We start from the raw sequence: 20,875 nt of genomic DNA, 5'->3' as shown, positions 1-20,875 counted from the left end.
TGCGGCGGGACTTCGCCTCTGCGGCGGGACTTCGCCTCTGCGGCGGGACTTCGCCTCTGCGGCGGGACTTCGCCTCTGCGGCGGGACTTCGCCTCTGCGGCGGGACTTCGCCTCCGCCGTCGCAGGCTTTCGTGCCGCCGTCAGTGGCGCGGGCACTTGAGTGCCGGGGCACGTTCCGGCGCTGCGAGAACGAGCTGCACCGGCGGCATTAGGAGCTGGTGGGTGCCTGGCCGGAGTTCGGCTCGGGGCGTTCCGTCAGGCGGCCGACAAGTCGCTGATCCCCGACGCGGACGCGGAGCGGTTTTGGGAGGGGAGGAGTACTCCGACTCGGCCCTGCCCGAACGCGGAAGGCCCCAGGGTGGGACCCTCCGCGCCGCGGGCTCACTTGGCGGTGGTGACCGGACGGGCCTTCCGCATCGGCGGGGTCACCTCGCGAGTCCTCCCCGTCGGCGGGTCACGTCGCGTGTCGCGGGGGTTCGGTATGACGGGTGCGGGGCCCTTTCGCCCGTGGGGTCAGCTTGCGGCGGGTAGCGGAACCGGTGGTGGCAGTGGGGTGCGGGTGCCGTTGGACTCGTCGACTGTGTACATGCGGGCCTCGGCCAAGTTGAAGTAGAGGCCGGTCAAGGTCAGGCGGCCGGCGGCCTCGGCCTCGCGGACCACCGGGTAGGTGCGCAGGTTGGCCAGCTGCTGGGCGACGTTCGCGGTGACGCAGCCTTCCTCGTCGCCGCAGTCGGTGAAGTCGACGCCGGACTGGCTGAGCCAGCGGCCCAAGGGGCGGTCGGGGGTGTAGCCGCCGGTCATCAGCGCGCGGACGGCGCCGCAGCCGGAATGGCCGCAGACTGTGATCGTGCTGACCCGCAGCACCTCCACCGCGAACTCGATGGACGCCCCCACCGACGAATCCCCCGTGCCGTACTGAGGCACGATATTTCCGACATTGCGGACGCAGAACAGGTCCCCGGGACCGCTGGTGGTGATCAGGTTGGGGACCAGCCGGGAGTCGGCGCACGTGATGAACAGCTGCTCCGGAGCCTGGCCGTCGCGGGCCAGGCCGGCCAGGTGCGGGCGTACGAGCGGGGCCACGCTGCGCTCGAACTCCTGGATGCCGGCGGCCATGGCGTCGCGCTTCTGGCGGTCCAGGTTCTGCCACTGCGACCACGATCCGAAGCGCCGCGGCGTCGTCTTCCCGGCGCCCAGCCGGCCGCTTGTGGCCCGGTGGAACCAACCGTCGTGGGTTTCTCTGACCCTGACGGTTCCGCCTGCTTTCTCGTACGCCTCCCGCCAGTCGTCGATGACCTGGAACGCGCCGTGGTCCAGGTAGTCCAGGTGCAGTTCCACCGCCACCGACCGGCCGGCGGGGATCGCCGCCAGCGCCCGCGCCACCCGGCCCGAGCCGACGAAGGCCAGCGTGCCGGTGATCGTGACGACCGTTTCGCCGGGGCCGGGCTCGGCCGTCCGGATGTCGCACCGCGCGACCCGCCACAACATCACGGCGACGGCGGCGGCCAGGCCCAGCGCCACCCCGGTCAGCAGGTCGGTCGCGACCACGCCGACCGCGGTGATCAGGTAGGTCGGGAGCTCGCGATGGCGTACGTAAATTTTGATCTGGGCCAGACTGATCAGCCGAAGCCCGACCACGACCAGCACGGCGGCCAGCGCGGCCATCGGGATCTTCTCGAGCAGGCCGGCCAGCAGGAGCACGCAGCCGGCGACCCACACGCCGTGCAGGATGGCCGAGGCGCGGGTGCGGGCGCCGGCGCCGACGTTCGTCGAGCTGCGGACGATGACGCCGGTGATCGGCAGCCCGCCGAGCAGGCCGGAGACGGTGTTGCCGGCGCCCTGGGCGACCAGTTCCCGGTTGAGGTCGGCCCGGGGACCGTCGTGCATGCGGTCGACGGCCACGGCCGAGAGCAGGGATTCGACGCTGGCGACCAGGGCGATGGTCAGCACGGCCAGGGCGATCTCGCCGGCTCCGGCGTCGGGCCAGCGCGGAACCACCAGCTCGGACAGCGGGTTCTCGGGCAGGTCGACCCGCTGCACGTCGGCGCCGATCAGCGCCGACACCACGGTGGTGACGACGACCGCGACCAGGGCGGCGGGCAGCAGTGACGTGCGGACCAGGCGCGGCCAGAGCAGCAGCAGGCCGATGGTGAGCAGGCCGAGCAGCACCGAGACGCCGTGTATCCCCAGGATCTGGGCGGGCAGCTCCCGCAGGTTGTGCCAGGCGTCGCTCTGCGGCGCCCCGCCGAGGACCACGTGGATCTGGCTGAGCGCGATGACCAGCCCGATGCCGGCGAGCATGCCGTGCACCACGGCCGGCGACAGGGCCAGGGCGGCACGTCCGAGACGGGCCAGGCCCAGCAGCACCTGTACGCCTCCGGCCAGCGCCACGATGGCGGCGGTGGCCGCGAACCCGTAGTTCGCGATGGTGCCCGCGACGATCACGGTGAGCCCGGCGGCGGGCCCGCTGACCTGCAACGGTGCCCCACCGAGGGCCCCCACGACGACCCCGCCGGCCACGGCGGCCACCAGCCCGGCAAGCAGAGGAGCCCCAGAGGCCGCGGCGATGCCGAGAGACAGCGGGATCGCGATCAGAAAGACCACGATCGACGCCGGCACGTCATGACGGATTACCTTCAAGACGGACATGCCGGAAATGTACCGAGCGTCGGTTAACCATCCGTTACGGCACGAGCACCTACAGGTAAGCCACAGGCAATTGCCCGGCTCCACTCAGCTCACGCGGTGGGCTTCCAGACGTCCTGGTTGGCCTCGTACATCTCGCGGAGGATGGCGGGGACGTCGTAGGTGAGCTTCCAGTCCGGGTAGTGCTGTTCGAAACGGGCCGTGCTGCTGATCCACCACTGGTGGTCGCCGGTGCGGGCCTGGTCGACGTAGTCGGTCTTCGCCTCCAGGCCGGTGATCTCGGAGGCGATCTGGAAGGCCTCGATGTGGCTGCAGTTCGAGAAGCGGCCGCCGCCCATGTTGTAGACCTCGGCCACCCGCGGGGCCTTGTGGAACGCCTCGAACGCCGTGACCAGGTCGTGGGAGTGGATGGCGTCGCGGACCATCTTCCCCTTGTAGCCGTAGATGTGGTACGTCCGCTGCTCCATGACGCAGCGCATCACGTACGCCAGGAAGCCGTGCAGTTCGGCCGCCGAGTGGCCGGGGCCGGTCAGCGTGCCGCCGCGGAAGATGGCGGTCGGCATGTCGAAGTAGCGGCCGTACTCCTGGACCATGACGTCGGCCGCGACCTTCGACGCGCCGAAGACCGAGTGCAGGGTCTGGTCGATCGACATCTCTTCGGTGATGCCGTCGTAGAACTCATGACCGGCCGGAAGCTCGTAACGGGAGGCTTCCTCGACCAGCGGCAGGCGGTTGGGGGTGTCCCCGTACACCTTGTTGGTCGAGGTGAAGATGAACGAGGCGTTCGGCGCGTGCTGGCGTACGGCCTCGAGCATGTTCAGGGTGCCGCCGGCGTTGACGTCGAAGTCGGTGAACGGCTCCTTGGCGGCCCAGTCGTGGCTCGGCTGGGCGGCCGCGTGGATCACCAGGCCGACGCTCTTGCCGTAGCGGGCCAGCAGGGCGGCGATGCCGTCCCGGTCGCGGATGTCGATGTTGTGGTGCGTGTAGCGCTCGCCGACCTCTTTGACCAGGCGGTCGAGGTTCCACCGGGTGGAGCCGTCGGTGCCGAAGAAGTACTGCCGCATGTCGTTGTCGATGCCGACCACGTCCATGCCGAGACCGGCGAAGTGCCGGACGGACTCGGAGCCGATCAGGCCGGCGGAGCCGGTCACCACGACGACATTGCTCATCAAAACCTCCCGGTGTGAGAACGGGGCCGAGGTTACAGGGTGTGCGCATCACCGAGGGCCACCGCCCGGGGGGATGTTCGGCGCGAGCTGGAAATGGGCACGGAACAGGATCGGCACATGTGATGGCGAGGCTCGGGGTCAAGTCGGGCTAGGAACAAGGCGGTCTCATGACAGAATCTCTGAGCGTCACGGCGAGCGAGGCACACCGCTCTCAGGAGCTCACCCTCGGTGTCGAGGAGGAGCTGCACGTCGTCGACCTGGTCACCCGGGAGCTGGTGCCGCGGGCGCAGGAGGTGCTCGACCAGCTCGACCCGTCGAAGTTCTCGGCCGAGCTGCATCGCTCCGTGGTCGAGACGAACACCCCGGTCAGCGACACTCTGGACGATCTGCGCGAGGGCATCGCGGGCCGCCGGCGGGAGGCGATCACGGTCGCCGAGTCGCTCGGGCTGGGCCTGGTCGCCGCGGGAACGGTCCCGCTGGTCGACCTGGAGTCACTGCCCGTGACGCCGACGTCGCGCTACCGGCGGATGCTGGACGACTATCAGCTGCTGGCCCGGGAGCAGCTGATCTGCGGCGCGCAGGTGCACGTGGGCGTGCCCGACCGGGACGAGGCGGTAGCCGTCGCCCAGCGGGTCACCTCGGCGCTGCCCACGCTGCTCGCGTTGTCGGCCAGTTCGCCGTACTGGATGGGTGAGGACTCGGGTTATGCCAGCGTGCGCTCGCTGGTGTGGCTGCGCTGGCCGACCGCCGGCGACCCCGGCGTGCTGAACTCGGCCGCCGAGCACGACCAGCTGGTGGCCGACCTGATCGCCTCGGGCACCATCACCGACCCCAAGATGGTGTACTTCGACGTCCGCCCGTCGGCGCACGTGCCGACCGTGGAGCTGCGCGTCACCGACTCCAGCCCGGACGTGGACACCGTCGTGCTGCTGGCCGGGTTGTTCCGGGCGCTGGTGCTGCGCGCCCGCGAGGACTACCGCGCCGGCCATCCCGTGAAGCGAGTACAGCCGCCACTGCACCGGGCCGCCATGTGGCGGTCCGCCCGCTCCGGGCTGGAGGGCGACCTGCTCGACCTGCGCCGCGGGCCGGAGCCGGTTCCGGCCGCGCTCGCGGTGGAGCGGCTGGTCGGCGAGCTGCGCCCGGAGCTGGAGCGGCTGGGCGACTGGGAGCAGGTCTTCGACCTGTCGGTGCGGGCGCTCAGCCGGGGCAGCTCGGCCACCCGTCAGCGCCGGGCCATGACCAGGCGCGGGCGGATCTCCGACGTGGTCGACCTGCTGGTGGCCGACACGCGGGGCGGGGCCACGGGCATCGGCCCGGTGGGCCAGTCGGTTCCGGCGGGGCTCTTCCCGTACGCGCGTACCGGTGACGAGGCTTTCGCCAGTGGCGAGCCCACACCGGCGTACGCGGGAGTGGTGAATGTTCTGAAAGCTCTCGGCTCGGCCGGTCTGCGCCGCCGGGAGGACGCGCGCGACGACGAGCAGCGCCAGCGGGGCATCACGTTCAGCGTGGCCGGCGAGGCGGCGACCCGGCTGTTCCCGTTCGACCTGGTGCCGCGGATCGTGCCGGCCGAGGACTGGAGCGCCCTGCGCGGCGGCCTGGTCCAGCGGGTGCGTGCCCTCGACCTTTTCATTCAGGACGTGTACGGGGACCGGGAAGTGGTCCGCGACGGTGTCGTGCCCGAGTGGGTGATCGACGGGTCGCCGGAGCTGCGGCCCAGCGGCGCCCTGGTCGCCCACGCGGGGGTGCGGGCCCAGGTGGCCGGCGTCGACCTGGTCCGGAACGAGACCGGCGAGTGGTGCGTGCTGGAGGACAACCTGCGGGTGCCGTCCGGCATCGCGTACGCCATGCAGAACCGCCGTCTCACCCACAGCGTGCTCCCGGAGCTGCCCGAGCCGTCCGGCCTGATCTCGGTCGAGGACACCCCGGCGCTGCTCAAACGGGCGCTGATCGAGTCGGCCCGCCCGGCCGCGGGCGACGACCCCAAGGTCGTGGTGCTGAGCCAGGGCCCGGACGACTCGGCCTGGTTCGAGCACCGGATGCTGGCCGAGGAGATGGGCGTGCCGGTGGTGCGCAGCACGGAGCTGTTCGTGGACGAGGGCGTCGTCTACCGGATGCGCGACGGCAAGCGGCGCCGGGTCGACGTCATCTACCTGCGGATGGGCGAGGACAGCCTGGTGCACTCGCCGGGCGCGGACGGGATGCCGCTCGGGCCGAGCCTGATCACGGCGCTGCACGCGGACACCGTGGTGCTGGCCAACGCGCTCGGCAACGGCATCGGCGACGACAAGGCCGTGTACGCGTACGTGCCCAAGCTGATCGAGTACTACCTGGGCGAGAAGCCGCTGCTGGCCGACGTGCCGACCTATCTGTGCGGCATCCCGGAGCAGCGGGCCGAGGTCCTGGACCGGCTCGATCAGCTGGTCTGCAAGCCGGTGGACGGCTACGGCGGCGACCGCATCGTGATCGGTCCCCATGCGAAAGCGGAGGATCTGGCGGCCGTACGGCGTCAGATCCGCACCGCCCCGCACCGATGGGTGGCCCAGGAGGTCGTGCAGCTCTCGACGCACCCGGTCTTCGACGGCCACCAGCTCGCCCCGCGCCACGTCGACCTGCGCGCCTTCATCTTCACCGGCCGCGAGTCGGTGGTCGCCCCGGCCGCGCTGACCCGGGTGGCGCCCGCGGGCAGCATGATCGTCAATTCCTCGCGCGGCGGCGGCTCCAAGGACACGTGGCTGCTCAGCTAAACGACAGGGGAGGTTCTGTATGTGTGGGATCGCCGGTGAACTCCGGTACGACGGCCGGGCGGCCGAGGTGGAAGCCGTCCGGCGGATGTTGCCGTGCCTGGAGTCGCGCGGTCCGGACGGCGAGGGACTGTGGGCCCGGGGGCCGGTGGCGTTCGGCCATCGCCGCCTGAAGATCATCGACCTGTCCGAGGCCGGTGCCCAGCCGATGACCGACGAGGACCTGGGCCTGACCCTGGTCTTCAACGGCTGCGTCTACAACTACCGGCAGCTCCGTGAGGAGCTGCGCGGACACGGCTACAAGTTCTTCTCCACCTCGGACACCGAGGTGATCATCAAGGCGTACCACCGCTGGGGCGCCGACTGTGTGACCCGCTTCCTCGGCATGTTCGCCTTCGCGATCGTCGAGCACGACTCGGGGACCGTGACGCTGGCCCGCGACCGGCTCGGGATCAAGCCGCTCTACCTGGCCGAGAAGCCGGGCCGGGTGCGCTTCGCGTCGACGTTGCCGGCGCTGCTGGCCGCGGGCGACGTCGACACGTCGATCGACAAGGTCGCGCTCCAGCACTACATGACGTTCCACTCGGTGGTGCCGGCCCCCCGGACCATTGTCGCGGGGGTACGGAAACTCCCGCCGGCCACCGTGCGCGTCATCCGCGCCGACGGGTCGTCGACCGACCGGGTGTACTGGGAGGCGTCGCACACGCGGCTGTCCGGCATCACCGACGGCGAGTGGCCGGAGCTGATCCACGAGAAGCTCAAGGTGGCGGTGGAGCGCCGGATGGTGGCCGACGTGCCGGTCGGCGTGCTGCTCTCGGGCGGCATCGACTCCAGCTACATCGTGGCCCTGCTGGCCGAGCAGGGTCAGCGCGGCCTGACCACGTTCAGCATCGGGTTCGAGGCGGCGGGCGGCGAGACCGGCGACGAGTTCGCCTACTCCGACATCATCGCCAAGCAGTTCGACACCGAGCACCACCAGATCCGCATCGGCCGGGACAGGTTCCTGCCCGCTGTCGACCGGACCGTGGCGGCGATGGCCGAGCCGATGGTGAGCCACGACTGCGTCGCGTTCAACCTGCTCAGCGAAGATGTGTCGAAACACGTCAAAGTCGTACAATCGGGGCAGGGCGCGGACGAGATCCTGGCCGGCTACAGCTGGTATCCGCCACTCGCGGACGTGCCCCTCGAGCGGGCCGTCGACGCGTACGCCAAGGAATTCTTCGATCGTCCCCACAGCCGCCTGGCCCAGCAGCTCAACCCGGACTGGCTGATCGGCGAGGACGTGAGCCGCGAGTTCGTGGCGGCGAGTTTCGGGCGGCCCGGAGCCGAGACGGCGGTCGACGCGGCGTTGCGGCTCGACTCTCAGGTGATGCTGGTCGACGATCCGGTCAAACGGGTCGACAACATGACTATGGCGTGGGGGCTGGAAGCTCGCGTACCGTTCCTCGACCACGAGTTGGTCGAGCTGGCCGCGGCCTGCCCGCCCGGACTGAAACTGGCGCACGGGGGCAAGGGGGTGCTCAAGGAGGCGGCCCGCGGGGTCGTGCCCGACGAGGTGATCGACCGGACAAAGGGATACTTCCCGGTACCGGGCATCCGGCACCTCGAGGGAGCGATGCTGGAGAAGGTCCGCGACGCGCTCACCGCGCCGGCTGCCCGGGAGCGGGCGTTGTTCCGCCAGGACTACGTCGACTCCCTGCTGGCCGACCCGAACACCCCGCGTACGACGCTCGGCGCGAACCAGCTGTGGCAGCTCGCATTGCTGGAGATGTGGCTGCAGGACAAGGGAATCTAGCCATTCGAGGGAGGAACCGTATGACCGGTCAGCTCAACCGTGTCGACGTCACTGTGCTGCCCGTAGGGTTTTCCCCCCTCACGAAACCGTTCCCCTCGGAAGTCTCCGGAAGCTGGTCACCCACGCTGTCGCCGGACGGGCGGCACTGCGCGTACGTCTCGGACCGCGGCGGCCGCCCGCAGGTGTGGGTCCAGCCGGTCGGCAGCGACCTGGCGTTCCTCGTCGACACCGGCGAGGCGCCGGTCGCGGCGGTCCAGTGGTCGACCGGCGGCGGCTGGCTGGCCTGCTCGGTCGCGCCCGGCGGGGCGCCCCGGCACGAGGTGTGGCTGGTCCGGCCGGACGGCTCCCAGCTGCACCAGGTGGCCGGCTTCGGGGCGGACACGGCGGACAACATGCGCTGGCTGCCGGGGCGGTCGCTGCTGGCGCTCACCGAGAACCTGACCACCGCCCTGCTGATCGACCCGGTCACCGGCGACCGGACGGTCGTCGGCACGGGCGAGCTGATCTCGCTCCTCGACGTCGCCGAGGGTCGCGCGCTGCTGCGGGTCGGCCCGCGCGGCAGCCGGCACATCGCGGTCCGCGACCTGGCCACCGGCGTCGACTCCTACGTGACGGCGGGGGAGCAGGCGGTCTTCGGGCCGGACGGCACGACGATCTACGCGCGCAGCGAGACCGGCGAGTTCCCGGTGCTGATCCGGGTCGTCGACGGCTCGGTCGAGGTGGTCGCCACCTCCGAGAACGCCGAGGCGGAGTCGTTCACGATCACCGCCGACGGCGGCCGCGCGGCGGTGCTGTGGAACGTCCGAGGCGGCGAGTCCGAGGTCTCGTTGGTTAATTTGTCGGAAATATCGTGGCAGCGGCTGGCTCCGCTGCCCGGCTCCGTGGTCAGCGGGCTCGCCTGGAGCCACGACGGGTCGGCGCTCGCCTTCACCGCGGAGGGGCCCGGCCAGCCGCACGGGGTGTGGGTCTTCAACGGCACCGGCGTGGTGCCGGTCTCGGCCGAGCCCGCCGAGCCGGGCGCCGTACGGCCCACCCTGGAGACCTTCCCGGCCCACGACGGCCTGACGCTGACCGGCTGGCTGTTCCGCCCGGCCGGCCCGGGGCCGCATCCCACAGTCCTGTGGTTCCACGGCGGTCCCGAAGCCCAGGAGCGGCCCGGACACGGGCCGCTCTTCCAGTCGCTGGCCGCGCGCGGCATCGCGGTCTTCGCGCCCAACGTGCGCGGCTCGTCCGGGTTCGGGCGCAGCTTCGTCAACGCCGACAACCTCGGGCTTCGCCACGACGCGATTGCGGACGTACGCACGTGCGCGTCCTACCTGCTCGACAACGGCATCGCCTCGCGCCTGGGGATCATGGGCCGTTCGTACGGCGGCTATCTGACCCTGGCCGCGCTGGTGACGTTCCCCGACCTGTTCGACGCCGGCATCGACGTGTGCGGCATGTCGAACTTCGCCACCTTCTACGAACACACCGAGCCGTGGATCGCCGCGGCCGCCGTCAGCAAGTACGGCGACCCGGTGACCGACCGCGACCTGCTGGCCGACCTGTCGCCGATCACCCGGATCGACCGGCTGCGCACCCCGCTGATGGTCGTGCACGGCGAGAACGACAGCAACGTCCCCCTCATCGAGGCGGAGCAGGTCGTGGCCGCGCTGGCCGCCCGGGGCGTACCCCACAAGTTCCTGCTCTTCCCCGACGAGGGCCATGAGCTGCTGCACCGCTCGTCCCGGGCCGACTACCTGCGCGAGACGGTCGACTGGCTTCTTCAGCACCTGGCGTGAGATTCCGGGCGGCGCGGCCTCGATTCCGCGCCGCCCGGAAGATCAGTTGTTGCTGTTGTCGCTGCCCCGGGCCCAGCCGCGTGCGCCGCGAGCGGCCGAGCCGACCAGGTCGGCGGCCCCGCCCGCGGCCTTGCGGGCGAAGCTGACGAGCGGATCGCTGGAGTCGCGGAAGCTGTCCCGGTAACTGGCCGCGGCGGCCTTGACGTCGGCGGTCACCGAGGCGTCCCGGTCGTCGTCGCGGCGCGGGTAGTCGCCACCCAGGATGCGCGCGTAGTCCCCCGAGTCGACCCACTTCTGCAGCTCGGCGGCCCGGGCCACCGGCACCGGCTCGGAGCTGAACGCGGTCATGCCGATCTTGTGGATGCTGTCCCGCAGGTCGCCGCCCCCTTCGTACTCGGCAGCCTGGGCCAGGAACGCCGCGGTGTCGATCTGCGACAGGTCGCCGCCACCGGCCTGCTTCATGAACAGCCGCAGCGACGCCCCCGGATCCTGCGCCGCCAGCAGCGCCGCCCGGTCGGCCGACAGCTCCGCCTTGCGCCACCACTCGTACATGGCCGCGATGATCGCCCGCAGGGCGAGGGCACCCACCGGCAGCCAGCTCACGCTGGTCACCCACCGGGTCAGCACGGTCATGATGGTCTGGTAGACGGCGTGCCCGCTGCGCACGTGCCCGATCTCACGCCCGAGCAGCGTCCTCAGCTCGTCATCGTCGAGCTTCTCCACGGCGGCCGTGCTGATCACGACGAACGGCCGGTCCATCCCGATCGCCTTGCTCGTGATGACCGGTGACTGGCTGACGTACACCTCGGGCAGCTCCGCCACGTCGAGCGAAGCGGCCGCCTCCCCGAAGAGCCGGTGCACCCGCGGGTACTGCCCCTGCCCGACCCGGATGGCCCCGGCCAGATACGACAGGCGGAACCCGCGCTCGTTCCACATGCCGAACAGCCCACGAACCACGTCGTCGAAGCCCCGAAGCTCCCGAAGAGCCGTCAGAGCCCCCCGATCGGCCGGATGCTCCCAGGCCCGCGAACTGATCCCCGTCAGCACCACCCGGCTACGGCTGGGCAGATTGTCGTCGTCGATGGTCATCGTGACCCTCTCTCTCCGTGATCGTGTTCGAGAGTCCCGCACCACCCCCACCGCGCACATCCGCTCAGAGCCGGAAACCCCTCACGCCCACTACGACTTTCGGCCGACGCCCGGCCCGCCCAGCGGTACCGTCTTCAGCACACCGCTCGCGGAGGCTCCGTGACTGCCGCGATCGACGCCGGCCAGGCACGAAAGCCCCTGCTTCCGCTGATCGAACGGGTGAACGCGGATCACACGCCCGTCGAGATCCGATCGCCGGCCAACGCCAAACGGCTGGCGGAGAGCGTCGAGCAGTGGCGGGCTGGTCGCTGACATCACACGAGACCCAGAAGGCCAAGGAATCGGCAAACCGGAAATCCTGCGGAACGACCTCGATACCACTACTAGTAGACGGCCCTGGTCAGGGCTTGTTCCTGTGCAGGAGGGCGGCCAGGGGTGTTGCGGGGTGGCCGGTCAGGGTGGGGATGTCCGAGGTGATCTCGGCCAGCTCGCCGGCCGCGATCGCGGTGTACGTGCTGACCCAGGCGTCGAGCTGCCAGTCGGGGGCGTTGTATTTGCGCCTCGACTCGTAGGCCTCTTCCAGGGTCTCGTTGTGGAAGCGGGCCGGGTGGCCGGCGGCGGTCAGGGCGGCGGCGGCCTCGGACATGGTCAGGGCCTCGGGGCCGGTCAGGGTGTAGGTGCGGCCGGCGTGCGGGGCCGGGTCGCGCAGGACCGCCGCGGCGGCGTCGGCGATGTCGTCCTGGGCCACGAAGGCGGCGCGGCCGTCGGCGGCCGGGCCGCGGATGACGCCGTCGTCGCCGACCATGAACGGGAGGAAGTCGGCGTAGAGGCTGTCGCGCAGGAAGGTGAAGGGCAGGCCGCTGGCCCGGATGTGCTGCTCGGTGGCCCAGTGGTCGCGGGCCAGGGTGAAGGTCGCGGTGGGCGAGGCCCCGGCGAACGAGATGTACACGAGATGGCCGATGCCGGCCGCAGCCGCGGCGTCGACGAAGCTGGTGTGCTCGGCGACGCGGTCGGGGGCCTCGGCGGCCGACACCATCAGGACCGTGCCGGCGCCGGTCAGCGCCCGCCGAACGGCGTCGCCGTCGTCGTAGGTGGCGACCGCCACCTCGTAGCCGGCCGGCGCCCGGGAAGCGTCCCGGACCAGCAGGCGCGGGGAAGCGTCCAGGCGTTGCAGAATTCGTCCACCAAGGCGCCCGGTCGCGCCCGTCACCACGATCATGAGGCCAGCCTACGAGTCCAGGTAGTGCAGGATGGCCAGGACCCGGCGGTTGTAGTCGGAGGCGGCGGCCAGGTCGAGCTTGTCGAAGATGGCGTTCACGTGTTTCTCGACGGCGCTCAGCGACACGAACAGGCGCTCGGCCACCGCCACGTTCGTGTAGCCGGAGGCCATCAGGCGCAGCACGTCGTTCTCGCGCGGGGTGAGGCGGGTCAAACCCGAAGTGCCGGACATCAATTGCCGTACGACCTCGGGGTCGAGCGCCGTCGACCCGGCCGCGACCCGGTCGAGGGCGTCCAGGAAATCCTCGACCTGGGCCACCCGGTCCTTCAGCACATATCCGACACCGTCGGAACGGTCGGCCAGCAACTGGGAGGCGTAGCGCTTCTCGACGTACTGCGAAAGTACTAGTACACCGGTCGACGGCCATCGCCGCCGGATCTCCAGGGCGGCCCGCAGCCCGTCGTCGGTGCTGGTCGGCGGCATACGGACGTCGGTCACGACGACGTCCGGTCGATTTTCGGCCACGGAGTCGATCAGCGCCGGGGCGTCGGCGACGGCGGCCACGACGTCGTGGCCCTCGTCGGCCAGGAGGCGGACCAGCCCTTCGCGGAGCAGCGTGGAGTCCTCGGCGAGCACTATCCGCACGGCAACGAGACCCGGATCGTGGTGCCGCCGCCGGCCGGGCTGTCCAGCTCGAAACGCCCGTCCAGGGCGGCCACCCGGTCGGCCAGGCCGTGCAGCCCCGGCCCGTCGAGGGTGGCGCCGCCGGCGCCGTCGTCGCTGATCACCATCTCCACTCCCGGGGTCAGCCGCACGGTGATCACCGTAGCGCCGGCGTGCTTGGCGGTGTTGGTGATGGCCTCGCAGGCGACGAAGTAGAGGACGGTCTCGATCGGTCGCGGGGGGCGTTCCACCAGTTCGTACGTCACTCGGACGGGCACCGGGGAGCGCTGGGCCACCATGGTCAGCACGTCGTCGAGCGTGCCATGGTCCAAAGCGGACGGATAGACTCGCCACGCCACTTCGCGCAGCTCGTCGATGGCCCGCTGGGCGTCCTCGTGGGCTTGCGCGAGCAGTTCGCCGGCCCGGTCCGGCGAGCGTCGGGCCCGCCCCAGAAGCATGCCCAGCGCGACCAGCCGCTGCTGCAGTCCGTCGTGCAGGTCCCGCTCGATCCGCCGCCGCTCGGCGTCGACCGCGGCGATCACACCGGCCCGGCTGACTGTCAGTTCGGTGATGCGCCGCTCCAACTCGGAACGCGTCCCCGAGGCGAGCAGCGCCCGCAGCAGCCGCCGGTCCAGCGCGAGCGTGCTGGCCATCGCCTGAAGATCGAGCAGCAGCAGCGCCGAGCCGAACAGCACCTGCTCCAGCAACCCCGCGACCGACATCGCCCCGGTGGCCACCGACCGCACCACGATGCCGGCCAGCACCACGCCGACCAGCAGCATCCCGACGGTCAGCAGACCGAGAAACGCCGGCAGCAGCCGCGCCGCCAGATACCGGAAGGCCCGCCGCTCATCGAAGCGCACCGGCTCGACCCCGAGCCGGCGACGTTCAAATTCGGCAAGCCTTCGCGCGTACGGATACAGACCCGGCCGGAACGCCGAAATCACCGCCACCACGAGAAACAGCGCCTCGACGACACCACTCACCGTCCCGGCCACGAGAGCCCCGATCAGCCGTCCCAGAGCCCGCCGCCTGAGATCCCACGGCCTCCGTTCCGGCCGCCCCGCATCTGGTCGCGCTGGTTCCGGCCGCGCCAGTTCCGGTCGCGCTGGTTCTGGTCGCGCTGGTTCCGGCCGCGCCAGTTCCGGTCGCTCTGGTTCTGGCCGGCCGAGAGGCCGCCGTCCCAGTTCCGGCCGCTCCGGTTCCGGCCGGCCCGGATCTGGCCGTGCCGGTTCCGGCCGTGCCAGTTCCGGTTGCGGTGGTTGCGGTTGCGCTGGTTCCGGCTGCCCCGGTGCCGAGGCTGGGCTTGACGCTGGCTGTCCGCCGTTCCGGCCGTGCGGGTGCCGCGGCCGGATCGGTGGTCGTTCGGCGGTCACCTCAGCCATTCTGCCCGCGCAACAATCGACTGCCGACGAAATAAGCGATCAGCAGGGCGCAGGCGGCGATCACCACGTTCTGCAGTACGCCCACATAGGACTCGACGGCCGTCCAGTTGGCGCCGAGCGCGTAGCCGGCCAGCACGAAGGTCGCGTTCCAGATGAGGCTGCCGAGGGTGGTGCACAGCAGGAACGTGGTGAGCCGCATCCGTTCGACGCCGGCCGGTACCGAGATCAGGCTGCGGAAGATCGGGATCATGCGGCCGAAGAAGACGGCCTTGGTGCCGTGGCGGGCGAACCAGGCCTCCGTACGGTCGAGGTCGCTGACCTTGACCAGCGGCAGCCGGGCGGCGATCGCCCGCACCCGGTCGCGGCCGAGGGCGGCGCCTATGTAGTAGAGCGCGACCGCGCCCACCACCGAGCCGAGCGTGGTCCAGGCGATCGCGGCGATCAGGTTCATCCGGCCCTGGCCGGCCGTGAAACCGGCCAGCGGCAGGATCACCTCGCTCGGGATCGGCGGGAACAGGTTCTCCAGGGCTACGGCCAGGCCCGCGCCGGGGCCGCCGAAACGTTCCACCAGGTCGGTGACGAAGGAAGTCATGTGATCGACAGTAGAAATCGGGCGATCACCGGACCATGAGGACGGCCGCCGGGCTTACCTGGGGAAAACCGCAGGGTGTACGGACTCGTCGAGCACCCGCGCGGTGGCCAGCGAGTCGGCGAACCGGGCCGGGTCGAGGTCGAGACCACCGGGAATCCACGACAGGCCGTCGCCGGTCATCGCCTGCAGGATCTCGTTCGGGGTCAGGCCGGCCGACTGCAGCAGGCGTACCTCCCGGGGGTTGACGGCGGGTGGGAGAGGGCCGTTGCCGAGGTCGGTGCCGTAGCGGACCTGACCGCCGTACGACCGGAAAAGCCGCAAGTTGGCGACGGCCGTGACCGACTCGGGGGTCGGCTCGCCCCAGCCGTGGATGTCGAGGGTGCTGATCCACGTCATGCGGGCGGCGCAGTCGCGGGCGAGGCCGGGGTCGAGGGGCTCGGTCCAGGGGGTGTGCGCGAGGTAGGCGGCGCCCGATTCGAGGGCGAGGCGGACAGTGCCGGGACCTTCGGCGTGGACGACCACCGGGAGCCCCTGCCCGGCGACCGCGGCCATGATCGCGGGGGAGAGCAGCGGGCCGCCGGCGTTGGCGGTGACCTTGATGAGGGTGGCGCCGTGAGCTTTCGCTTCGGCCACCGCCTCGACGGCGTCGGCGGGGGAGCGGAGCTCCCGCCAACTGCCGGCGGGGGCCCAGGCGCGGTCGCTCGGGTAGCCGCCGGGTGCCGTCAGGAAGGGGCCGGCATATCGGATGTACGGCATTTTGCGCCGCTGGTGGTCCTTGGCGAGCGCGGCCACTGTGGAGGGCTCACCGCCGAGGTCCCACACACCGGAGATGCCGCCGGCCCGCACGGTCGCGAGGTCGACCAGCGCGGAGTGCACGTGCGCGTCGACGAGGCCCGGCAACAGCGTCCCGGGCAGGCGCGTCGCCTCACCGGAAAAATCCGTCGCGAGGGAGAAATCGGAAATGTCCGGATGGGTGACGGCGGCGGAATGGGGCTGGAGGGCGGCGTCGTCGGGCTGGACGGCGGCGTCGTGTTGGTGGGAGGTGGCGGCGTTGGGTTGGGGGAGGGCGGCGGTGCCGGGCTGGGGGAGTGCGGCGGCGTGGGTTTGGTGGAAGGCGCCAGCGCCGGGCTGAGGGAGGGGCGCGGTGTTGGGCTGGTGGAGGGGCGCGGTGTTGGGCTGGTCGAGGGCGGCGGTGCCGGGGTGGGAGAGGGGGGCGGCGTGGGGATGGTGAAGGGCAGTGGTGGGGTGGAGGGCGGCGCCTGTGTGGAGGCGGCCCGCCCACCAGATTGAGTCGGCGGTCAGGGGGAGGGTCACAGCAGGTCGCGCAAGGTGGACAAGCCGTGGTGGACCTCGGCGAAGCTGGTGCTCAAGGGGGCCGGGCCGATGCGCAGGCCGTCGGGGCGGCGGTAGTCGGGGATCACGCCGGCCGACCAGAGGGGCTCCAGGAGCTGTTCGAAACCGGGGCGCTTCAGCGTGATGTGGCCGCCTCGGCGGGCCGGGGTGCGGGGGCTGACCACCTCGACGCCGCGGGGCACCAGCCACTCGTCGGCCAGGTCCAGCACGTACGAGGTCAGGAGCAGGGACTTTTCCCGTACGGCCTCGATCGTCGCCTCCTGCAGGACGTCCAGGTTGGCGTGCAGCGGCACCATGGCCAAGATCGGCGGGGTGCCGCTGAGCATGGCCCGTGAACCCTTCGCCGGCTCGTAGCCGGGGCCCATCTCGAACGACGCCCGGTGGCCCATCCAGCCCTGGATCGGCTGGCGCAGCTCCTCCTGGAGGCCGCCGCGCAGGTAGGCGAACGCCGGCGCTCCGGGGCCGCCGTTGAGGTACTTGTAGGTGCAGCCGACGGCCAGGTCGACGCCCCACTCGTCCAGCTCGATCGGTACCGAGCCGGCCGAATGGCACAGGTCCCACATGGTCAGGGCGCCGGCCTCGTGGGCGATCCGGTTGATCTCGGCGACGTCGGCCAACCAGCCCGAGCGGTACGCGACGTGGCTGAACAGGACCAGGGCCGTGCGCTCGTCGACGACCTCGGCCACCTGGGCCGGCTCGACACCGGAGACGGGATCGGTGGAGATCCACACCAGTTCGAGGCCGCGTTCGGCGGCGATGCCCTCCAGCACGTACCGGTCGGTGGGGAAGTTGTCGGTGTCCAGGACCACGCGGCGGCGGCCGGGGCGGGCGTCCACGGCGGCCCGGGCCAGCTTGTAGATCAGCACGGTGGTGGAGTCGGCCACCACCACCTGGCCGGGGGCCGCGCCCAGGGCGATCTTGCCGAGCCGGTCGCCCAGCGTGATCGGCCACTCCAGCCAGCCGTCGGTCCAGCCCTGGATCAAACGATTCGCCCATTGCGTACGGATGAACTCGTCCATCAGGTCGGCGGTGGCCTTCAGCGGACGGCCGAGCGAGTTGCCGTCCAGATAGGAGGCGACGCCGTCGGCCGTCAGGAAGCGGTCGCGGAAGGGCGCCAGCGGGTCGGCCGCGTCCAGGGCGTGCGGGTCGGTCAACTCGTGGCTCCGATCTCAGTGCGTACGGCGTACAGCTCGGGAAAGAACGTCAGGTCAAGCGCCTTGCGCAGGAAATCGACGCCGCTGGACCCGCCCGTGCCCCGTTTGAAGCCGATCGTGCGCTCCACGGTCTTGAGGTGCCGGAAGCGCCAGAGCTGGAAGTTCTCCTCCAGGTCGACCAGTTCCTCGCAGGCCTCGTACGCCTCCCAGAACCGCTCCGGATCGCTGTAGATCCGCACGAAGACCGGCACCAGGTCCTCGTCGAAGTGGTGCGGCTCGGCGACGTCGCGGTGCAACTGCTCGGCCGGGATGTCGTGGCCGTGCCGGCTCAGGTAGCGCAGGAACTCGTCGTACACACTCGGGGTTTCGAGGGCCTCGACGAGCAGCTCGCGGGCCGCCTGATCGTCGTCGAAGAGCGACAGCATGCGGCGGTCCTTGTTGCCGAGCATGAACTCGACCGCCCGGTACTGGTACGACTGGAAGCCCGACGAGGTGCCGAGGAAGCTGCGGAACTCCGAGTACTCGCTCGGGGTGAGCGTGGCCAGCACCGACCACTGCTCGGTGAGGGTGCGCTGGATGTGTTTGACCCGGGCCAGGCCCTTCAGCGCCGGGCGCAGGTCGTCCTTGGCCAGGTACCGCTGGACGGCGCGCAGCTCGTGCAGCACCAGCTTGAGCCAGAGCTCCGAGGTCTGGTGCTGCAGGATGAACAGCAGCTCGTCGTGGTGCTCGGGGACGCTGACCGGGTGCTGGGCGCCGAGGATCTCGTCCAGGTGCAGATAGCGGCCGTACGAAAGGTTGACCTTGAAGTCACGGACGATGCCGTCCTCCATCGGTCGCTGGTCAGGTGCCATCCCTGAAGGGAATCACACGACCTCAGACATTGGCGAGTGACCCGTTGGTAAGGATCGGACCCCAGTAGACCCACTGACCGTCGTGGCGCACGAAGCGGCTGCGCTCGACCATGTCGCCCGGCTTGCCGCGATCGGTGTAGTGGGCCCGGAACTCGACGACGCCCTCGGTGTCGAACATGCCGCCGCGCTCGGTCTCGAGGATCTCCAGGCCGGTCCAGCGCAGGTGCCGGTCGGGTTCGATGCTCGCTGGGCGGGTCTTCGGATGCCAGGACCGCAGGACGTACGCGTCGTCGTCGCGCGCGAAGGCGGAGAACCGTGACCGCATCAGCGCCTCGGCCGTGGCCGGCTTCCCGCCCCGGTGGATCGGCTCGCAGCATTCCGCGTACGGCAGGCCGCGCCCGCACGGGCACGCGGTGGTCGTCTTCTTCGCCATGGCTCCATTTAACCGCTGATCATTCTTTGACAACGTTCCAGCTCGGCGATCGTCTTGCCGACCGCCTCGACGGCGCTGGCGGTGCCGGTGCGGATGCCGTCGACCTCGGAGTCGATGCGCTGGGTGGCGGTGGCGGTCTGGGCGGCCAGCTTCTGCACCTCACCGGCGACCACGGCGAAGCCCTTACCGGCCTCGCCGGCTCGGGCGGCCTCGATGGTGGCGTTGAGGGCGAGCAGGTTGGTCTGCTTGGCGATCACGGCGATGAGCTGCACGACCTGCTCGATCTCGGCGCTGCCGGCGGCCAGCCGTTCGATCACCGAGGCGGCGGCTCGCGCAGCACGCGCCGCCGCCTCCGTGGCGCTCGCCAGTTCCTCGGCGAGCCGCTGATCCGCATCGGTCATCGCGCCTCCCCTTGCGGCTTTCACGGTCCCACCGGCGGCGCCCTCTCGCAGCCGATTCCCCGCGATTGAGGAACTTTCCGCGCGGTTGTCGCCCCGACCCGCCACCGAGTCGTCCGTCAGCGGCCCCACATCGCCCCGCGTGCGCCTCATCGTGGCTCGGCGGCGATACGGCGCGGGCGGTAAGGGCATGAAAGGGGCGGCGTCACGGCTCGCGACGGAGCGGCCGAGCCCAGAGCCGGCGCGCCTCGAGCGACGCGCTTGGTGCAATCTTGGCGCAAGAGATGACTGGCGAATCGTCGCGCAGAGCGATCACTTAACCGCTTCATGGCGGGAGCGATGGATACGCGGCGCAACAATGGCGAAACATGATCGACGCATGGGATGACAGCATCTGAAAGAGTTCCGAAAGATCTGCAAGCAGCCGTTCGAAAATTGCAGCTTCCTGCCGTAGGCTGTCGGGCGTGACCAAACGTCTGGCCGAAGTGGCCAAGAAGGCGGGCGTCAGTGAGGCGACCGTCAGCCGGGTGCTCAACGGGCGCAGTGGCGTCTCCGAGGCCACGCGCGCGTCGGTGCTGACCGCTCTCGATGTCCTCGGGTATGAGCGGCCCACCAAGCTGCGCGGGGAGCGCGGGCGGCTCGTGGGGCTGGTGCTGCCCGAGTTGCAGAACCCGATCTTTCCGGCGCTGGCCGAGGTGGTGACCGCCTCGCTCGCGCAGCGCGGGTTCACGCCGGCTCTCTGTGCGCGGACCATCGGCGGTGTGCCGGAGCGCGACTACATCGAGATGCTTCTCGACCACCAGGTCTCCGGTGTCGTGTTCGCCGGCGGCTCCTACGCGCTGGCCGAGGCCGAGCACGGGCACTACAAGGCGCTCACCGACCGGCGGATGCCCGTGGTCATGGTCAATGCCGGCGTCAACGACCTGGGGTTTCCGCACATCTCCACCGATGACGCGGTGGCGGTCGAGCAGGCGTACGGACATCTCAAGTCTCTCGGGCACGAGCGGGTGGGCATGGTGATGGGGCCGGAGGACCACATGCCCTCACGCCGCAAGCTGGGGGCGCTGGTGAAGATCGCCGGGCCGGAGGGTGACGACTGGTTCGTCGAGCGGACCAACTTCTCGATGGAGAGCGCCCGCCTGGCCGCGGCCAAGCTGATCGAGCGTGGCGTGACCGGCATGATCTGCGCGAGCGACGTGCTCGCGCTCGGTTCGATCCGGGCCGCCCGCCGGCTCGGGCTCGACGTGCCGGCCGACGTGTCGGTGGTCGGCTTCGACGACTCGGCGCTGATGACCTGCACCGATCCGCCGCTCACGACAGTGCGGCAGCCGATCGAGATGATGGGGCAGGCCGCCGTCGACCTGCTGGTCAATCAGATCGAGGGCAGCGGCGTCGAGCCGGACGAGCTGCTGTTCGAGCCGGAGCTGGTGGTCCGGGGATCGACGGCGCCGGCGAAGCGGTAGCAAGCGGACGGAACAAAAAGGGCGAGCCCGTGAGGGCTCGCCCTTTTTGTATGCCCGGAAGTGTCTGGGCTCACAATCTCGACATCTGCCGGTATTGCAGTCGTGTTTTTTCAGCGAACGATCGAAACCTTGCCGAAACAGGT

Annotated in this window: 17 protein-coding genes; 5 read left to right on the top strand and 12 right to left on the bottom strand. The window is 70.6% G+C overall.

Going from position 1 to position 20,875, the window contains the following annotated elements:
• Positions 1-513 precede the first annotated feature (513 nt).
• Both AB0C26_RS03145 and AB0C26_RS03140 read right to left on the bottom strand, forming a co-directional pair.
• Complete coding sequence (locus AB0C26_RS03145; protein WP_360240654.1) at positions 514-2,649, bottom strand: SulP family inorganic anion transporter; 2,136 nt, start codon at positions 2,647-2,649, stop codon at positions 514-516.
• Between the two features lie 89 nt (positions 2,650-2,738).
• Positions 2,739-3,815 (bottom strand): NAD-dependent epimerase/dehydratase family protein, encoded by a 1,077-nt coding sequence (locus AB0C26_RS03140; RefSeq protein ID WP_360240651.1) that lies wholly within the window; start codon positions 3,813-3,815, stop codon positions 2,739-2,741.
• A gap of 167 nt (positions 3,816-3,982) precedes the next feature.
• Here AB0C26_RS03140 and AB0C26_RS03135 point away from each other — a divergent pair, with 167 nt between their 5' ends.
• The 3 genes from AB0C26_RS03135 to AB0C26_RS03125 are packed head-to-tail and all read left to right on the top strand — an operon-like array spanning position 3,983 to position 10,132.
• Positions 3,983-6,559 carry a carboxylate--amine ligase/circularly permuted type 2 ATP-grasp protein gene (locus AB0C26_RS03135; protein ID WP_360240648.1) on the top strand — a complete coding sequence of 859 codons (2,577 nt, stop codon included), beginning with the start codon at positions 3,983-3,985 and terminating at the stop codon, positions 6,557-6,559.
• Positions 6,560-6,578: 19 nt separating this feature from the next.
• Positions 6,579-8,351: an N-acetylglutaminylglutamine amidotransferase gene (locus tag AB0C26_RS03130; protein ID WP_360240645.1), complete on the top strand. Its 1,773-nt coding sequence runs from the start codon at positions 6,579-6,581 to the stop codon at positions 8,349-8,351.
• A gap of 20 nt (positions 8,352-8,371) precedes the next feature.
• Positions 8,372-10,132 (top strand): S9 family peptidase, encoded by a 1,761-nt coding sequence (locus AB0C26_RS03125; protein WP_360240643.1) that lies wholly within the window; start codon positions 8,372-8,374, stop codon positions 10,130-10,132.
• Between the two features lie 42 nt (positions 10,133-10,174).
• On the opposite strand, the gene AB0C26_RS03120 is transcribed toward AB0C26_RS03125, so the two are convergent.
• Entirely contained in the window at positions 10,175-11,221 is a 1,047-nt protein-coding gene (locus AB0C26_RS03120; RefSeq protein ID WP_360240640.1) for a M48 family metallopeptidase, read from the bottom strand.
• A gap of 159 nt (positions 11,222-11,380) precedes the next feature.
• Between AB0C26_RS03120 and AB0C26_RS03115 the strand changes: the two genes are divergently transcribed.
• On the top strand, positions 11,381-11,533 hold the full coding sequence (locus AB0C26_RS03115) for a hypothetical protein (RefSeq protein ID WP_360240637.1): 153 nt from the start codon (positions 11,381-11,383) through the stop codon (positions 11,531-11,533).
• Positions 11,534-11,621: 88 nt separating this feature from the next.
• On the opposite strand, the gene AB0C26_RS03110 is transcribed toward AB0C26_RS03115, so the two are convergent.
• The 9 genes from AB0C26_RS03110 to AB0C26_RS03070 form a co-directional block, all read right to left on the bottom strand.
• A complete protein-coding gene (locus AB0C26_RS03110; protein ID WP_360240634.1) occupies positions 11,622-12,440 on the bottom strand; it encodes an SDR family oxidoreductase in 819 nt (272 codons plus the stop codon).
• Positions 12,441-12,449: 9 nt separating this feature from the next.
• Positions 12,450-13,085, bottom strand: a complete 636-nt coding sequence (locus AB0C26_RS03105) for a response regulator transcription factor (RefSeq protein ID WP_360240626.1) — start codon at positions 13,083-13,085, stop codon at positions 12,450-12,452.
• Positions 13,076-14,101 (bottom strand): histidine kinase, encoded by a 1,026-nt coding sequence (locus AB0C26_RS03100; protein WP_360240623.1) that lies wholly within the window; start codon positions 14,099-14,101, stop codon positions 13,076-13,078. The genes AB0C26_RS03105 and AB0C26_RS03100 overlap by 10 nt, the downstream gene beginning before the upstream one ends.
• Positions 14,102-14,480: 379 nt before the next feature.
• Entirely contained in the window at positions 14,481-15,080 is a 600-nt protein-coding gene (locus tag AB0C26_RS03095) for a DedA family protein (protein WP_360240620.1), read from the bottom strand.
• Between the two features lie 54 nt (positions 15,081-15,134).
• Positions 15,135-16,394, bottom strand: a complete 1,260-nt coding sequence (locus AB0C26_RS03090; RefSeq protein ID WP_360240617.1) for an amidohydrolase — start codon at positions 16,392-16,394, stop codon at positions 15,135-15,137.
• Complete coding sequence (gene kynU, locus AB0C26_RS03085) at positions 16,391-17,587, bottom strand: kynureninase (protein WP_360240614.1); 1,197 nt, start codon at positions 17,585-17,587, stop codon at positions 16,391-16,393. The genes AB0C26_RS03090 and kynU overlap by 4 nt, the downstream gene beginning before the upstream one ends.
• Positions 17,584-18,438: a tryptophan 2,3-dioxygenase family protein gene (locus AB0C26_RS03080; RefSeq protein WP_360240611.1), complete on the bottom strand. Its 855-nt coding sequence runs from the start codon at positions 18,436-18,438 to the stop codon at positions 17,584-17,586. The genes kynU and AB0C26_RS03080 overlap by 4 nt, the downstream gene beginning before the upstream one ends.
• Positions 18,439-18,460: 22 nt before the next feature.
• A complete protein-coding gene (locus AB0C26_RS03075; RefSeq protein ID WP_360240608.1) occupies positions 18,461-18,871 on the bottom strand; it encodes a YchJ family metal-binding protein in 411 nt (136 codons plus the stop codon).
• Positions 18,872-18,879: 8 nt separating this feature from the next.
• A complete protein-coding gene (locus tag AB0C26_RS03070; RefSeq protein WP_360240605.1) occupies positions 18,880-19,272 on the bottom strand; it encodes a methyl-accepting chemotaxis protein in 393 nt (130 codons plus the stop codon).
• 461 nt (positions 19,273-19,733) lie between these two features.
• Between AB0C26_RS03070 and AB0C26_RS03065 the strand changes: the two genes are divergently transcribed.
• Entirely contained in the window at positions 19,734-20,732 is a 999-nt protein-coding gene (locus AB0C26_RS03065; RefSeq protein WP_360240602.1) for a LacI family DNA-binding transcriptional regulator, read from the top strand.
• Positions 20,733-20,875: the final 143 nt, after the last annotated feature.

Source organism: Actinoplanes sp. NPDC048796, assembly GCF_040650035.1.
Taxonomy (GTDB): Bacteria; Actinomycetota; Actinomycetes; order Mycobacteriales; family Micromonosporaceae; genus Actinoplanes.
This window is presented reverse-complemented; position numbering and strand designations above follow the sequence as displayed.

Coding starts and splice junctions, on each gene's coding strand:
- AB0C26_RS03095 (WP_360240620.1), bottom strand. CDS start 15,080: ATGACTTCCTTCGTCACCGACCTGGTGGAACGTTTCGGCGGCCCCGGC.
- AB0C26_RS03145 (WP_360240654.1), bottom strand. CDS start 2,649: ATGTCCGTCTTGAAGGTAATCCGTCATGACGTGCCGGCGTCGATCGTG.
- AB0C26_RS03130 (WP_360240645.1), top strand. CDS start 6,579: ATGTGTGGGATCGCCGGTGAACTCCGGTACGACGGCCGGGCGGCCGAG.
- AB0C26_RS03075 (WP_360240608.1), bottom strand. CDS start 18,871: ATGGCGAAGAAGACGACCACCGCGTGCCCGTGCGGGCGCGGCCTGCCG.
- AB0C26_RS03110 (WP_360240634.1), bottom strand. CDS start 12,440: ATGATCGTGGTGACGGGCGCGACCGGGCGCCTTGGTGGACGAATTCTG.
- AB0C26_RS03135 (WP_360240648.1), top strand. CDS start 3,983: ATGACAGAATCTCTGAGCGTCACGGCGAGCGAGGCACACCGCTCTCAG.
- AB0C26_RS03125 (WP_360240643.1), top strand. CDS start 8,372: ATGACCGGTCAGCTCAACCGTGTCGACGTCACTGTGCTGCCCGTAGGG.
- AB0C26_RS03070 (WP_360240605.1), bottom strand. CDS start 19,272: ATGACCGATGCGGATCAGCGGCTCGCCGAGGAACTGGCGAGCGCCACG.
- AB0C26_RS03140 (WP_360240651.1), bottom strand. CDS start 3,815: ATGAGCAATGTCGTCGTGGTGACCGGCTCCGCCGGCCTGATCGGCTCC.
- AB0C26_RS03120 (WP_360240640.1), bottom strand. CDS start 11,221: ATGACCATCGACGACGACAATCTGCCCAGCCGTAGCCGGGTGGTGCTG.
- AB0C26_RS03080 (WP_360240611.1), bottom strand. CDS start 18,438: ATGGCACCTGACCAGCGACCGATGGAGGACGGCATCGTCCGTGACTTC.